Raw genomic sequence first — 16,699 nt, 5'->3', positions numbered from 1 at the left:
TCACAATGTGCAAACGGTTGCACCAATCACTTTACTTTATTGTTTGGTGATAACAACCTTGTGCTTTCCTTCGCAACTCAGATAGAGCTGGAACTTATAAGTACCGTCAGCATCAACAATGATGTTGGCACCGTTGTCCTGGGTCAGGTTATTGTAATTCTTACCATCGCCATTAGCACCACCCCAGCTGATAGCCCAGTCGTGGTTCATACGGAACTTGAAGCCATTAGCATTGACAGCAGCGGTAGCCTCCCAACAGCCTTCCTCCTTGTTGTAGGTCATATCTACATCAGCACCCCAACCATTGAAGTCGCCAATGATACTGATGACATCAACCTTGGTCAAGCTGTAACTCAATGCACCTGCATCAAGATTAATCTGATAGAAACCTGCACCTGGGTCTGGACAGTTTGGTCCACCCGTAGACTGCAGTGTTCCACTCAAGTTATCACCGCTCACATACTCCAGGTCATTATCCCAGTTATCCTCGTTGGGCTTAAACTTGAACTCGCCATCCAGATAATAGTAGCCGAGATACTTTCCATCGCCACTAGGACCATAGAGTGCGTGGGCTGTTCCCCAACCACTCTCGTTACCAATCTCATAGAAATACTCACCGAAATTCAGAGCATCATATTTCCATGTCTGGTCGAGCATATTGAACTGCACACGATAGAACTTAGCGCCATCCACATGTTCGATAAAGAGATTGCCACCAACATTGTCTGTAGCAAACTTACCCTCAGTATCGGATGCGGTGAGACACTTAGACCAGTCGCCACCGATACCAGACTTTGGTGTAACCTTGAACTCGATGTTCGCACCAGTAGCAGGAATGAGCACGGTGAATACAGGGTTCTCATATACATCACCACCGCCATTGGTCAGCTCGAGTGAGGTATTAGTGTTATCCCAATTATTTACTGAACCTGTGATATAGTAAGCCTCCTCAATCACTGGAGCGTTTGGTGTGGCTGTCAGAGTGGTGTTGGCAGTCTTCACAAACGAAGCACCATTCACATTAATGGCAGCAGCTACCAGAAGATTGGTAGTACGTGCTACAGGACGACGCCCCCAGAGGCTGTAAACAGCAGCCTCTAGTTCTTTCGTATCAGCAAAACCATCCAGGTCAACAGCAACTTCCTCTGTTGGTTCACCAGCCTCGTTGAGCAAATATACCTCATAAGCGCTGACGGTAGCCTCCTCAGGACCAGCAACAGATGCAGTAAACATCTGAACCTTGTCGGCTGAAACAGTTGCAAAGTCTATAGCACTTGCAGGAGAGGCATTCAAGCTTACGCTATAAGCCTCCTCAGGAGCGTTGCTAAATGGCTTGGCCCAGTCTTTATAATCATCGGTACAACTTGCCATCAGCAAGGCCATACCCATTAATGATAATATCTTTTTCATAATTCTACGTCGTTATTAAATTACTCGATAACTACATGATGTTTGCCCTCGTAAGAGAGATAGAGCTTGTAGGTGTGAGTACCGCCATCGCTATTCAGGTTTGCACCATCCTGCGTCAGTTCGGTCTCAGTACCACCCCAGTTGATACCCCAGTCGTGGTTTGCACGGAACTTATACTCGCCAGAAACCTCGCCTGTTGTTACCTCCCAGTAGCCGTCGGCATTCCATGTCATCTCTACATCGCCAGCCCAATCATTGAAGCCACCGATGATACTGATATTGGTGATAGGTGTAACACTATAGGTCATCTCGTTCAGATCGACTGTAATCAGATAGAATCCAGCATCAACGCCTGGCATATTAGGACCACCGCTAATATCAGCAATCTTGCCTTCGCCGTCGTTCTCCCAGTCACCATTCCAGTCACCCTCGTTTGGTTTGAACTTGAACTCACCATCGAGCCAGTAGAAGCCCTTATAGATACCATCCTGGTTAGGACTGCGCAAAGCATGAGCAGTGCCCCAGCCACTCTCGTTACCAATCTCATAGATGAACTCTGGGAATGAAGGAGCGATATCAGCTGTAGGAACAACTATGATATTAACTGTATTAGAATAGATCTTAGAAGCACCCTTGGTTATGGCCGAAGCGCGAACCGTGAGAGTGACGTCATCTGGGATATCAGCTTCCTTCTCCCAGTTACCCATAGCATTAACGGCTTTAGCCAGTTTAGCGGCATCGATAGAGCCATTGCCACCAGTAAAGCTTGCAGGCAGAATCACATAATTAGGAATGGTGCTACCACTCTCATCAGCCTCAGCCTCCTCAGTAGAAACGGTGAAACTACCATCGATAGATGCCTCCAGCTGAAACTCAGCCTCGACAGGGAATCCATAGTCGGGCGAAGACCATGTGAAAGGCAACTCTGTAGATGTAGCCAGGTTGACAGGCATGCTGGCATAAGCCGGTGTATTCAGCACAAATGTAGTAGGCTGACCCAGCGTTGGGTTGGAGTCGTTGTCATCGCTACAAGCGGTGAACAGGCCCACGCTGCAAAGCAGCAGCAGTGTTGACTTCAATATTGTTTTCATAATTATCAATTTTCTAATCGTTTCTTTAGTACGCTTGCCTAAGCAAGAATTATTCATTCTCAATTAATCAATAGCCAGGATTCTGAGTCAAATTTGGATTAGCTGTCAGATCCGTTGTTGGGATAGCAAAGATGTTTTTCGAAGCATCGAAGTTACGGCCATTAAAGGCACCGCCCTTCCATTGCCATACATAATCGCTACTACCACCGAACTTGCCGAAGCGAACGAGGTCCATACGGCGACGCCCCTCGAAGTAGAACTCACGGCACCACTCATCGCAAATCTCATTAAGTGAGTAGTTGGCCTTGGTCTCAGCATTGGCACGAGTGCGCAGTGCGTTGATAGCAGCTGCAGCCTCTGCATTTGTAGCACCACCATTCAGGCGAGCCTGTGCCTCAGCATAAGTCAGATAAGCCTCAGCAACGCGCATCAGGAAGAAATCGCCATCAGGGAACTGTCCACTCTTGGTAGATGCGCCTGTAGAAGTGAAATTGGTGAACTTAGCTACGGCATAACCACTCTTGAATGTGCTGACATCCTCATTATCCAATGTACGTCCATTGGTGTCGAAGATTGCACGATCATCGCCAGCAGCAGCTGCTACGTCAGCAGGACTAGCCTCTGGTGCGTCGTGGTTGGGGAAGAACTTCTCGATGAGCTGAGGACGAGCACGGTTACCGCCCCAAGCCTCTGTTGTTCCATTGCTATCAGACATATCAGCATCGTGAGTAGAAGCCAACAGGAACAGAGTTGTACCCCAAGAAGTGGTGCGAACACCATCCTGCAGAATGGGGAATACAGCCTCGTAAGCGGCATCTGTCTCACCATTGTCGCCCATAAACAACATCTGATAAGCACTCCACTCGTTAACACCCTTGGTGTTGAGCTTATAGCTTGAGTCCATCACCTTTTTTGCATAGTCGGCAGCCTTCTGCCACTGAGCAGTACCGGTATAAACCTCAGCGTTCAGGTACAAACGGGCCAATAGCAACCAAGCAGCAGCCTTGTCTACACGACCATATCCACTCTCCGATGATTTCTTGGCCTGGGCAGCATTCAAGCTACCTTCGATATCCAGAAGCTCACTCTCAACAAAGTTGAACACCTCCTGACGTGAGTACTGAACAGGTTTCTCTGAAGAGATGGCAGTTACGAAAGGTACATTGCCCCAACCATCCATCAGGTTAAAGTAGTTCAGTGCACGCACAAAACGTACTTCGGCGGTCATCGCTGCATTATAATCGCTGAACTTCTGCAGATACTGATTGCAAAATGAGATACCTGTGTACAAGCGATAGTAGTAGCCACGCAGCATAGGATGACTGGCATCATAAGTATTATAGCAGAAGTTGGCAATACCCTCATCACCCCATCCGCAGATAGCCTCATCGGTTGTCAGCTCCTGAGCATTCCACATCTGGCGCACATAACCTGATGTACCACCATCGATACCGTCAACGTCGCAATCGCCATTAGCACCGCCGTTTCCAGCTACAGCAATATTGGCATAGCACTTATTGAAAAGTGCCTCCGGCTGGATGTCTGTATTCAGGTTTGGATCGATAGGTGTAACGTCCAAGTCCTTTGTACAGGAGCTAAAGCCTACTGCAACGAGTAAGGCAGCCGCCGGAATGATATTTTTGATATATGTTTTCATTGTTACCTTATTTAATATGTTAGAAGTTCAGATTCAAACCAAGGATGAATGAGATAGGACGGGGGTAGAGATTATTATCGATACCGCCGAACACTTCTGGGTCGATGCCCTTATACTTCGTGATGGTGAATACATTCGAAGCAGTAGCATAAATACGACCGCTCACGCCCTTGTAGCTACCCATTGGGAACAGATCCTGGAAGCTGTAACCCAGTGTGATGTTATCGCACTTGAGGAATGAGCCGTTCTGTACCCAATGATCAGAAAGTTTAGCCTCCAGATCATAGGTCTGCCAGTTGTAATCGAGCGCTGCAACAGGACGGTTGCCAAAGAAGTTGTTACCGCTTGAGTAGAGCTCACCAGCACTCAGGTTCACATTACCCGACATCAGGTTATTGAATACATAGTTGCCAATGCTTGCACGGAGTGTAAAGCCGAAGTCGAAGTTCTTATACTCCAGACGAGAGCTCAGACCCATGGTAACAGGAGCCATTGGACTCTTATAATAGTACTTGTCAGACTCTGTAATCTGTCCGTCGCCATTGCGATCTACCACCTGACCCTCGATAGGCTTACCTGCCTTGTCATAAACCTGCTGGTAAACATAGAACGAGCTCATAGGGTGACCTACAGCGTGGGCCTGGGCAGTAACACCTGTACCACCGCCGATACCACCTGTTGGTACGAAATAACTCTTATCATCGCCACCAATCAGTTCGGTAATCTCATTGTGGTTGTAAGTCAGGTTATAGTCAACGGTCCAGTACCAATCCTTAGTCTGGATAGGTTTAGCACCGATAGTAACCTCGATACCTTTGTTCTCCATCGAACCGATGTTGGTCATCACAGTGTTCTTGAAGTTAGAACCTGCAGCCACGTTAGCGCTGTTCAGCAGGTCGGTGGTCTTACGATAGTAAGCATCCACGCTCAGAGTGAAGCGCTGGTTCAGGAATCCAAAGTCGAGACCTACGTTATAGGTATCAGTAGTCTCCCACTTCAATGTTGGGTCGTAAGCATCTGGACGAGCCAGTGTACCATCACCGCTGATATCGTAGTAGCTACCAACACCAGTATTCATGGCATAGATGGCGAAATAGTTATAGTCGCCGATACCATCCTGCTGTCCGGTCTTACCATAGCTGAGACGGAGCTTCAGGTCAGAGAGCCACTTAATATTCTTGAAGAATGTCTCCTCACTCATCTTATAAGCAAAAGCAGCTGATGGGAAGAGTGCCCAGTGATCCTGGAATCGTGAAGAACCATCATCACGCAGTGTAGCAGTGATATAGTAGCGATCCATCAGGATATAGTTCATACGTCCGAAGAAAGAAACCAGATAGTTTTCTGTCTTATAACGATAGGTTGACTCATCGTGCTTCTCACCAGGATGCTCGCTGTTGGTGCTTGGATAAAGTCCCCAATAGTTGTTACGCTGTGAGCGCCAGAAGTGCTGCCACTCGTAACCACCCATGATATCGAAGTGATGAATATTAGCAAAATCCTTATAGTACTGTGCATAGGCAGAGAGTGTGAGGTTACGCTTGGTAATCTTATCCCAACCATGTGAGCCGTAGTAGATAGCTGCTGGTGAAGCGCTATCAACATCAGTCCACTGCTTACCCTCTGAAATATCGGCGCCTAAAGTAAGGTGAAGGCGCAAATCCTCAAAACCATGAATTTTATAATCGGCCTCAGCATTACCAATAAACGAACGGCTGATGGCACGGTCGTCCTTCAGTTCCAGCAGCGCCACAGGGTTACTGGTGGCATTGCGGTTAGTGGTAACATCCCATGTTGGGTCGTTCAGCGAGCCACCAGGCATTGTCCACTCCCAGTAACCACCGAAGTTCTTATTGCCACCATGAACAGGCTTAGTGGGGTCGAAAGAAACAGCGGCACCAATGGCACCACCATCAGCATACTGCGACTTAGCCCACATGCCTTTAGCATTCAAGTTCAGCGTCAGGTGATCATCAAGCAGTGATGGGTTCAAGTTCAGTGCAGCGGTATAACGCTTGAAGTCAGAAGTCTTCAAGATACCCTGCTGATCGGTGTAGCCCAATGATACTCGATAAGGCAGATTCTTCACAGCACCAGCCACTGTCACATTGTGGTCGTGGCTCCAAGCGGTACGATAAATCTCCTTCTGCCAGTCGGTATTGGCAGTGCCAAGTTCAGCCAGGATCTTATCCTCACTCATGTGACCAGCATAAACCTTTTTCACCAGGTCGCGATACTGATTGCCATCCAGCACGTCAACAGTCTTCTTTTTTGCGCTCAGGGTTACACTACCTGAGTAAGAAACCTGAGGTGCGCTACCCTTGCGGCCCTTCTTAGTGGTGATGATGATAACACCATTAGAACCACGGCTACCATAAATGGCTGTTGCAGAAGCATCCTTCAGCACGTTGAAGCTCTCAATATCCTGTGGATTAACCATTGAGAGAGGGTTAGCAAGACCTTTCACGCCATTGTTGTCCATAGGAACACCATCGATAACAATAAGTGGGCTGTTTGATGCATTCAGAGAAGAACCTCCACGAATACGAATGGTAGAACCACCACCAGGGGTACCACCATCACTGGTTACATTGACACCAGCAATCTTACCTTGCATCATCTCCTGTGCATTAACAACCAGACCCTTATTTTTGGTATCTGGCTTCAAAGCTGTAACCGAACCTGTCAGGTCGCTCTTTTTCACTGCACCATAACCGATTACCACTACTTCATTCAGTACAGCAGCATCGTCCTGGAGCGTGATTACCAAAGTAGGAGCAGCCTTTACCGTCTGGCTCTGATAGCCAATATAGCTAACGGTAATGTTTGCACCCTGATTAGCCTTCAGAACGAAGTTACCGTCGAAATCAGTAACAGTGGCGACTTGAGTGCCGTCCACGCGTACTGTTGCGCCAATAATGGGTTCGCCTGTAGCATCTTTCACATGGCCTTTTACATCAATCTGAGCAAAGGCACTTACCGATAGGAACAGGGCCAAAATAAGGCCAAGCATCCTAAACGGAATTTGAATGTTTACCTGCTTCATCATTACATTAAATTAGAGTTAATTTGTTATTGTTATATCGTTTTAAGCTACTACTGAGCTTGAATTTACAGTTTCATCGGTGCAAAGATAAAGCAGTTTTCGATACGTTATTCGTTTTTATGTTTAAAAATGTTATTTTTGAAATGCAAACGTTTGCACATCAATTAACATTTGAGTAATTCACCAAAAAGTTGTATCTTTGCAGGCATGATGAGATACTACTTACTATTATTATTAGCAACTGTCACTACGATATGTTGTGGAGCTGACTTTAAGATTGAAGTCAGTCAAAAGCGTCAGACTATCCAGCATTTTGGTGCCTCTGATGCCTGGTCGATGCAGTTTATCGGTCAGTGGGAGAACCAAGCCGAGCAGGAAAAGATAGCAGATTGGCTCTTTTCACTCGAAAACGATGTGCAAGGTAAGCCCAAGGGAATCGGTCTGTCCATCTGGCGTTTCAACTTAGGTGCGGGCAGTGCCGAACAGGGCGAAGACTCACAGATACAGCCAGGCACCCGTACAGAGTGCTTCCTTACCAAGGATGGCACTTACGATTGGACAAAACAGGCAGGACAGCGCAAATTCCTGAAGATGGCCAAACAGCGAGGCGTACCTTATTTCCTGGCTTTTCTTAATTCAGCGCCCGTCTATTTCACCCAAAATGGTTTGGCCACCAACACTGGCCGTGGCGGCACGATCAACCTGAAGGACGACTGTTACGACGATTTTGCACGCTTTATGGCCACTGCTGTTAAGGGCATAGAGGCACACGATGGTATCCACTTCGATTATCTGTGCCCGGTTAACGAGCCTGATGGGCACTGGAACTGGCTGGGCCCCAAACAGGAAGGATCGCCTGCAACCAACCGCGAGATAGCCCGCCTCGTTCGCGAAACCAGTAAGGCATTCAAGAAGCAAAACCTGAGCACTCAGATTATTATGGATGAGTCGAGCGACCTGCGCTGTTTACTGGCTACCCACCAGACCAATTGGGAGCGTGGTTATCAGATACGTACATTCTTCTCAAAAGACAGTACCCAAACCTATTTGGGCAATCTGCCTAATGTACCACGCCAGATAGTGGGGCACAGTTATTGGACCAACACCCCTGTACCCTATATGCGAGAGATACGCGAACAACTGCGCGACACCATTGCCAAATACGGACTGAAGTTCTGGCAGACAGAACTTTGCATTATGGGCAACGACGAAGAGATAGGTGGTGGCGGTGGCTACGATTTTTCAATGAAGACGGCTCTTTACGTGGCTCGTGTGATACATCACGACCTGGTGTTTGCCGATGCCGAGAGCTGGTCTTGGTGGCGCTCTGTTGGCGAGGATTATAAAGACGGACTGATTCGTGTTTATACCGCCGACCACATGAAGAGCGGCTATGCTGTAGATTCGCGACTGATGTGGGCGCTTGGCAACTATAGCCGATTTGTTCGTCCAGGCGCTACCCGCTACGAGGTTAGCTCATCTACCAATTTCGATCCTTACGGCGTGATGTGCTCTGCTTATCGTAACAGCAATGGCCAGTGGGTAGCTGTTGTTATCAACTATAGCAACCAGACACAGGACTTCAGTCTGCGCCTGTCAAACCAGCAGTCTGTCGAGTGGCAGATGTATCGCACCTCGGATGTATCCGGCGAAACACTGAAACCCGTGGGCAAAACAACAGGGAAGCAATCATTGCCTCCCCGTAGTATCACCACTTTTGTGGCTGAATAATTTATTTATGTTTATTCTACAAATGCTTCCATGATGGCTGTAGGCGCGGCGTTACTGTTAAAGGCGCCGAGCTTATAGCCTCCTGGCAGGCATTGCGGTTCCCAATAGAACACGCCACGACAACGGCCATTAGTTGCGTTGCGTGCCTCACGAATAACACGAGTCAGTTGGCGGCGACCTTCCTCCATTTTTTCAGGATGCTGCTCATCTACCTCAAAACCTGTTTCTACTATCATCACGTCACAACCATATTTATCACTGCAATGACGGATATTTGACATACAGTCGGAAATAATACCATCGGGATTAAGCTCGGGATGATCCTGCATAGCCCAGTATGGATAGAGAGACATGCCTATCATATCAAACTTACCACCGTACTTCTTCACGATATCCAGATTATAATCGTAAAGACTCTGCAGATGGCCACGGTCCAGATGAACGATAACGATGGCATGTGGGAATACCTTCTTCACAGCATCGTAGCCAGCACGAATAAAGCCAGCATACTGTTTGGGATTCTGTTCAATCTGCCCCATGGGCCAGAGCAGACCATTTGCCGTTTCATTACCCACTTGCACCCATCGCGGTTCAATGCCATTTGCCTTGAGTAGCGACAGCACATCGATGGTATGTGTACGCACGTCTTTTTTCATCTGCTTGTAGCTGTGATTTTTCCATGCCTCAGGAATGGGCTGTTTGGCTGGGTCGGCCCACGAATCACTATAATGGAAGTCAACCATCAGGTCCAAACCGAGCGCTTTTGCACGTTTGGCCATAGCCAGTAATTCGTACTTATCATTCATACCGCCACGTGGGTTTACCCACACTCGCATGCGGATAGCCTTCATCTGGTAGTCGTTCTTCAGTAGCTCCAGACATTCGCGTTCTTTACCATCACGGTCGTGAAATTTCACGCCATGTTTTTCCTGACCAGTGAGAAATCCCACATCGGCACCTTTCACAAAATCATTCTGGGCATAAGCACCTTGCGAAAAAAGTGCCATTACCATCGATACAAGTAGTAGTTTCATCATTTTAGTTCATTTATCCTTTGCAAAAATACAACTTTCTATATAAAAAAACAAGGCTTTTCTACAAAAATAATTGTAATTTGTCGTTATTTTAAAAATATGTTGTAATTTTGCAGCCAGGAAAAAGAAGTATAACTTATGTGTGTTATCGTTAGAACTATTCTTATAGCTTTGCTGTTACTCTGCCAGACTGCAGTTTTGGCAACAAACCATATTAGTAATTCCAACGAGAAAGCCGACTCGGCACAGCTGGTTATTACTGGCGATGCTGCTTATAAATGGGTGGGCGAACATCTCGACTCACTGGCAACCGTTTATCTGATGAAGAGTGGTAACATTCTTGATCCCGACAATATACGCGAGGAATTGAAATGCATCGGATACAATGGACTGAACGTTACCGATTATATCATGGCCAGCCGACAGATAGACAGTCTGGTACTCGCCAGACTGATTGACCGTGCCGAAGCAGAAGGTAACAAGACCATCTTTTTTATGATGGGTTCAACAGCATCTGGAAAATCGACAGCTTTAAGAAATAATCCCCAACTGAAAGCTCTGGCTAATAGTGCCGGTTTAGTTTACGATGGCGCCTTCATCAGTATTCCATCGTTCGAATCGCGCCTCAAGATGGTGCAGGAGCGAGGCTTTAAAGCCAGCATCGTGTTTGTGCATAACGACCCTGAAACGGGGTTTACAAACATGATAAACCGCCTTATCAGGTCGAACCGCGCCATGAGTCACTATTATTACGTGTATTGTTACCCGCTATTCAAGGGGCGCATAGCCTATCTACAGAAAGAGCATCCCGAAATAACGCTCTATTGCTTAGACAACAGTCACAACAAAGGTGGCATACGCGTTAGCATCGAAGAAGCCTTGACATGGGATTACACCATAACTGAAGAGCAAAAACATCATCTGAACAACATTCTACAAGAGTTTATTGACTCTGGGAAGCTAACCCCTGCACAGATTAAGGCGCTGAAAGAATAATGGACGTGAAAACAAAAAGACATATGGCTTCGTGGTTGCTATTGGCAGTATTTGTGCCAATGGTACTGATCTCGTCGCTTCACGTTCATAGTAACACTACATTATTTGGAGATGAATGCAACGAGTGCATCCAGCACCATTGTCATGGTCATATCGCTCAACAGACGATGTCGGTCCATGAGTGTGTGCTATGCCAATTCTTAACATTGCCAATGCTTGTGGCAGCGTTTGTCGCCATTGTGTTATTTGATAAAACATGTAAAACCCAGATTGCCCATCATCAAAGTATTGTTTACATTGGTGTTTGTGGCATCACAACCCTTCGTGCACCTCCTGCTGTTTAAATTATATAAATAGGTACAATCTCATTTTTAATTTAAGCAGACATAATTAAGTATGATATCAATGTTACTGGCTGCCACGCTATGTGCTGTGGAGCCTGCAGACACGACCATCAAGCTTAGTAACGTCACCGTCACCGGACAGCAACGCCGCAACTATCAAATGCGGTCGTCGCAATCAGCCGTACTGGTAAGTCGCGAGTTTCTCCAACAGAACTTTGCCGGTAGTCTGATGCAGACACTAGAAGGCATTCCTGGTGTGAAGGCGATGGCCATTGGCTCTGGCCAGTCAAAGCCCGTCATTCGCGGGTTAGGATTCAACCGACTGGCAGTAGCTGTGGATGGAATCAAGCATGAAGGTCAGCAATGGGGCGACGATCATGGATTGGAGATAGACCAGTTTGCCATCGACCGTGCCGAGGTCATCAAGGGCCCGGCCGCACTACTCTATGGCAGCGATGCCATTGGAGGTGTGCTCAGTCTCTATACCAATCACATTCCAACAAAATCGTTTAGCGGTAGTGTTCAACTCTTCGGACGTACCAACAACGAGCAGTTGGGATTATCCGCTCGTATCGAAGGGCGCACTGGCAGATTCTTCTATCGTGCTAATGCCACATTCATCGACTATGCCGATTATAAGGTGCCCACTGATAGCATCCAATACTACTCTTATTGGATACATCTCAAAAACCAGCGGCTGCGTAACACCGCAGGAAAAGAGCATGACGGAAGTCTGACTCTGGGGTATGCCGGTTATAATTTTCACACCGACCTACACGTTTCCGACAGTTACTCAAAGAGCGGATTTTTTGCCAATGCCCATGGACTGGAAGTGCGCCTTTCGGATATAGATTATGATCGTTATCGTCGTGATATCGATCTGCCACACCAGTGGGTAAACCACCTAAAGGTGACCAGTCACTCTACATGGCGCACAGATGCTACTGATGTAGAACTGAGTCTGGCTTATCAGAATAATGTACGTGAGGAGGCTTCAGAACCAGTAAGTCATGGCTATATGCCCAAGCCAAGCGACTCACTTGAGCGACGTTTCAACAAGAATACCTACACGGCTGTCTTTATGCTGCGCCACGAACTCAATGCACACACGCTGCAGGGAGGCCTTAATTGCGAGTTACAACACAACACTCGCAATGGTTGGGGATTCATTATTCCTGATTTCGACGCAAACAGTGTTGGTGCTTATATCATGGATCGTATCACCCTTGATGAAGGGTTGATACTGAATGCAGGCTTGCGTTATGATCATGCCATGACACATATCCGAAGCTATTTCGACTGGTATCAGACTCCTGTTGACAATACACCTACATACAAACAGCGTTCGGCAGATCTGCATCGCCATTTCAATAGTTTCACTTGGTCGGCAGGTGTCAACTATTCCGCTGGGCAATGGCTGTTGAAGGCTAATATCGGCAAGAGTTTCCGGGTGCCTATTCCTAAGGAGTTGGGAGCTGATGGTATCAACTATCATATCTTCCGCTATGAAAAAGGAAATACCGGGCTAGACCCAGAAAAGTCATATCAGATAGACGCCACAGTCAATTGGAGTAATGATTATCTGGAAATACAAGCAGAGCCTTATCTGAACTATTTTCCTAATTACATCTATCTAAGCCCAACGGCTCAGTATGTAGAGGGACTACAGTTGTATCACTACACCCAAGCTCGCGTATTGCGCTATGGTGTAGAGGCCGAGCTGACTTGGCATATAGACAGTCACTGGGAACTGAATACTCAAGGCGAGTATCTGTATGCCCGCCAGAAGTCGGGCGATAAAAAAGGCTATACCCTTCCTTTCTCAACACCATGGTCGGTAGATATCAGAGGAAGCTACAACTTCGAGTATCATGGCAAGGGCTTTATTGGTCTGGATGCCCATATCGTAGGTCGCCAAAATGAGATTGTACCCCCCGAAAAGCCTACAGATGGCTATTGGACACTAAACCTCTCGGCAGGCAAATACTTCCCGCTGAAAGGAGCAACCCTTCATGTAGCGCTGCATGCAGACAATCTGCTTAACCATCGCTACTACGATCACACCAGCTATTATCGCCTGATAGACGTGCCAGAACCTGGACGCAATCTGTCAATAAAAGTAGGTGTGGAGTTTTAAATAATTTACAAATCACATTTCAAAATTGATCATAACAATGAAAACAAATAAATTTTATACAAACTTTGTAATCGCTCTTTTATGTGTATTCTCTCTTGGTTTCGTGGCTTGCGACGACGATGACGACCCAAAGGTAGAAGCTCCTGTCATTGAGATAGAAGAAGCCAATATCGAGGGGGATGAACTATGTGTTGAGGCCGACATTGTGGCCATGGGACGTACTGCCTCTATCACCATTAATATCTGCGATGCCACAGGCAATACCATCAAGGTGCCATACACTGTCACATCCAGCAAGTATATTGGTGTGCTCAATGTGGATGGATTCCATGTGCATGTACCCATCGAAGGCAAGGGTGTAGTAGTAGGCGACCAGTTGAAGCTTACCGTTTCTGATGCTCTAGGACAGACGACAACTGCCACAAAAAACATCACTGAAGAGGAAGACGAGGATGAGGAGCATGATCACGATTAAACAGATGAATATGAAAAAAAGTTTTTCCTCAATTATTATACTGCTGTGCGCACTTAGTGCGTGCAGCAGTTCAGATGCCGATGATGCAAGGGATATGAACCAGCCCATCATATCAGAGGAAGGGATTATTGCCAATCCCGTAGAGTGCCAGCAGTATCATCCTGGCGATGTCATTCCAGTCCAGTATGTGTTTACCGACGATGTGGAGTTAGGACAATATAATATAGAGATACACAACAACTTCGATCACCACACGCACTCTGGTTCAGCTGTCGATTGTGAACTTGACATGAAGAAAGAGGCAGGCGACAAGGCATGGATATTCAATCAAGACTTCACCATTCCTGCCGGGCAACGCACATATACTACACATATTGACATTCCTATACCTTCCGATGCTGAAACAGGCGACTATCATTTTATGATACGCCTTACCGACCGTGCCGGATGGCAACAGCTCAAAGCCATAGCTATCAAGATAAAGTAACACTTATCTAATCGCTCAAAGAGGTTAAGCTCACATTTCTATAAAAAAATCTCCACTACTCTTGGAAAAGACCTTTATACATAGGTAATTCAAGAGAGTGGAGTTTGTTTTACAAGATACTGCAGCTATAGCAGCAAGCCTCGTTATCAGAAGCGCGATATTTCTTCCCAGCAGAAGACAGCACCGTTACGGCGGGCAGGATCGGCACCAGTATAGTCCATAGAATAAGGACTGCCCGTGGTGGGGCTCTTACCAACATAGCGATGGGTACGCATAGACATAAGCATAAACTCATGGTTGAGATAGTCCTGCCAGAGGAAGACCTCGGCTTTCGATTCATCAGCAGTCAGGCGCACATCTCCCGAGATGCCATAGCCAGAACACCATACGTAGCGACCATCTTCGCACTGCAAAATAACCTTTCCCTGTCCTTTGTCGATGATACGGAAACACGTCTGCGGGCTCTGGTCGGTCTTTTCGGTATCATAAAGCAAACCATGCTTCTGGGCGATGGCAGGCTTGCCTGTAGCCAGATTGATGATGCGGAAAACTCTGTCATATGGGATATTCTGACTACGATTGGCCTGTGGCTCTTCGACCGTAAAGTTGTCGAACTCGGCATAACCACCCTGTCGGCCCTTATGATTAAAAGCAAAGAGGGCATGCCGTGAGCCTTGGAACGAGATGAGCTGATAGCTGAGAGGCATCTCACGGCCAAGCTGCTGATAAGTATTGCCATCGAACGAATATTCGTAATGTGCCTGATTGTTATCGTAATCGCCAACCATGCGCAGATAGAGCTTTTCGCCAGCGAAAACCACATCTATCGTATCGTTGATGGCTTGTTCGAAGCATCGGAGTGTAAGGGTGCTGCCATCTTTTACGATACCAATCCACGAGCAAGGCACGTTGATATTACCAAGACCTGCCACATCACCATCCTTCATGCCCTTGACAAAGAGCTCGACGGTGGCAATGGATGAAGGTCCGATAACGCGCTGTGTGAGCGAGTTGCGAGCCCACATCAGTTGTTCGGCAGGCATCGACTGCAGGCGCAGGCGGCCCTTTTTCAGACTCCACTTAGTACCATCGGGGTTGTGGTTCCACTGCCATACTCGCCCCAGCTTAGTGGCATTAAAATTCTCGCTACGCAGATATGGGGCATGTGCTTGTGTGTTGACACCTATATTAGGTTTGAACCAGGTGCGAGGAGCGCGACCCAGATTACCTTCAAGACCAATCATAGGCCAGCCATCTTTCCAGGTGATGGGCGAGAGGCAAACGGTGCGGCCGATACTATGAAAGTCCATCATCAACAGCGCCCACCACTGACCGCTCTGATCCTGCACTATTCCCCCCTGATGAATATTTGTACAAGCAGTAGCATCTTTATCTACCTGAGGAATGCCAAACTTGGTACCATCCTCGCCAATACGGTATTTTACACCATGAGGCACCTGTGTAAGAGGGGCTGCATGGTAGCCAAACGTTTCATCGGCAGTGATGGTAACGGTTTCATAAGGTCCCCAGATGCTTTTCGAACGACTGCAAAGGGTACGACCATTAGGCAGATAATCGGTAGATATGATATAATACATACCATTAATCTTATACACATGATGCCCCTCACCTATGGCATTACCTTCGGGTATAATCACACGGTCGGTGCCCTCAACAGGACCACTCATATCGGGTTTCAGTTCGGTACAATGCACCTCGCCGTACTTATGAATGGCATAAATCTTGCCATCATCGTCGAAGAGTACGGAGAGATCATAGATATTGCCTTGCATGTTATGATGCTTCCACGGGCCACGGATATCCTTTGAGGTATAGCACTGCAGTCCCTTGCCATTGATGTTGGTAAACACATAGAACTGACCGTTGGCATAGCGGATGGCTGGTGCCCATACCCCCTGACCGTAGATCTCCTGATGATTTTTCAGAGAGAAAGCATCGTCATCGAAGTCGAAACGATCAAAACAATATGATATATTTTCCCAATTCACCAAATCTTTAGAATGCAGGATTACCAGACCAGGCACCGTATGCATGGTGGTACCAGCCAAATAATAATCATCGCCTACACGCAGGATATCTGGGTCGGAGAATTCATCATAGAACAGTGGATTGGTAAATGTGCCATTACCATTATCAGCCGTCCACGACTGAGCAGAAATTGGAATGGTAGAATAATTAAAAGCGAGAAGCACATTTATCACTAACACCCAAACTCTTTTTCTAACTATATTTATTACATTCACATTGTAGCTCATGACTTCTCGCTTTAC

At 46.9% G+C, this 16,699-nt stretch carries 12 protein-coding genes; 6 read left to right on the top strand and 6 right to left on the bottom strand.

Translation table 11 applies throughout. The features are described 5' to 3' along the window. Positions 1-36: 36 nt before the first annotated feature. The 4 genes from T360_RS0101355 to T360_RS0101340 all read right to left on the bottom strand — a co-directional run bounded on the left by T360_RS0101355 (position 37) and on the right by T360_RS0101340 (position 7,204). The gene (locus T360_RS0101355) at positions 37-1,410 is read right to left on the bottom strand and encodes a DUF5115 domain-containing protein (protein ID WP_081772646.1); all 1,374 of its coding nucleotides are present in this window, start codon (positions 1,408-1,410) and stop codon (positions 37-39) included. A 20-nt stretch (positions 1,411-1,430) separates the two neighbouring features. After that, positions 1,431-2,501, bottom strand: a complete 1,071-nt coding sequence (locus T360_RS15590) for a SusE domain-containing protein (RefSeq protein WP_051523267.1) — start codon at positions 2,499-2,501, stop codon at positions 1,431-1,433. 67 nt (positions 2,502-2,568) lie between these two features. After that, positions 2,569-4,158 carry a RagB/SusD family nutrient uptake outer membrane protein gene (locus T360_RS0101345; RefSeq protein ID WP_028911194.1) on the bottom strand — a complete coding sequence of 530 codons (1,590 nt, stop codon included), beginning with the start codon at positions 4,156-4,158 and terminating at the stop codon, positions 2,569-2,571. 19 nt (positions 4,159-4,177) lie between these two features. Beyond that, positions 4,178-7,204, bottom strand: a complete 3,027-nt coding sequence (locus tag T360_RS0101340; protein WP_028911193.1) for a TonB-dependent receptor — start codon at positions 7,202-7,204, stop codon at positions 4,178-4,180. 210 nt (positions 7,205-7,414) lie between these two features. Between T360_RS0101340 and T360_RS0101335 the strand changes: the two genes are divergently transcribed. After that, positions 7,415-8,935, top strand: coding sequence for a glycoside hydrolase family 30 protein (locus tag T360_RS0101335; RefSeq protein WP_028911192.1), 1,521 nt, complete (start codon positions 7,415-7,417; stop codon positions 8,933-8,935). An 11-nt stretch (positions 8,936-8,946) separates the two neighbouring features. On the opposite strand, the gene T360_RS0101330 is transcribed toward T360_RS0101335, so the two are convergent. Continuing rightward, positions 8,947-9,972 (bottom strand): glycosyl hydrolase 53 family protein, encoded by a 1,026-nt coding sequence (locus T360_RS0101330; RefSeq protein ID WP_231488016.1) that lies wholly within the window; start codon positions 9,970-9,972, stop codon positions 8,947-8,949. A 195-nt stretch (positions 9,973-10,167) separates the two neighbouring features. On the opposite strand from T360_RS0101330, the gene T360_RS0101325 reads away from it, so the two are divergent. The 5 genes from T360_RS0101325 (at position 10,168) to T360_RS0101310 (ending at position 14,408) form a co-directional block, all read left to right on the top strand. Then, positions 10,168-10,965 (top strand): hypothetical protein, encoded by a 798-nt coding sequence (locus T360_RS0101325; protein ID WP_036928437.1) that lies wholly within the window; start codon positions 10,168-10,170, stop codon positions 10,963-10,965. Beyond that, positions 10,965-11,309, top strand: a complete 345-nt coding sequence (locus tag T360_RS14315) for a hypothetical protein (protein ID WP_036928435.1) — start codon at positions 10,965-10,967, stop codon at positions 11,307-11,309. The genes T360_RS0101325 and T360_RS14315 overlap by 1 nt, the downstream gene beginning before the upstream one ends. A gap of 61 nt (positions 11,310-11,370) precedes the next feature. After that, positions 11,371-13,446: a TonB-dependent receptor gene (locus T360_RS14310; protein ID WP_051523266.1), complete on the top strand. Its 2,076-nt coding sequence runs from the start codon at positions 11,371-11,373 to the stop codon at positions 13,444-13,446. Positions 13,447-13,483: 37 nt separating this feature from the next. After that, positions 13,484-13,921, top strand: a complete 438-nt coding sequence (locus T360_RS0101315) for a hypothetical protein (RefSeq protein ID WP_028911189.1) — start codon at positions 13,484-13,486, stop codon at positions 13,919-13,921. A gap of 10 nt (positions 13,922-13,931) precedes the next feature. Then, positions 13,932-14,408, top strand: coding sequence for a DUF4625 domain-containing protein (locus tag T360_RS0101310; protein ID WP_028911188.1), 477 nt, complete (start codon positions 13,932-13,934; stop codon positions 14,406-14,408). Positions 14,409-14,554: 146 nt separating this feature from the next. Here T360_RS0101310 and T360_RS0101305 read toward each other — a convergent pair whose 3' ends face one another. Continuing rightward, positions 14,555-16,684 (bottom strand): glycoside hydrolase 43 family protein, encoded by a 2,130-nt coding sequence (locus T360_RS0101305; protein WP_051523265.1) that lies wholly within the window; start codon positions 16,682-16,684, stop codon positions 14,555-14,557. Between the last annotated feature and the right edge of the window lie 15 nt (positions 16,685-16,699).

Source organism: Prevotella sp. MA2016, from assembly GCF_000619825.1.
Classification (GTDB): Bacteria; Bacteroidota; Bacteroidia; order Bacteroidales; family Bacteroidaceae; genus Prevotella.
This window is presented reverse-complemented; position numbering and strand designations above follow the sequence as displayed.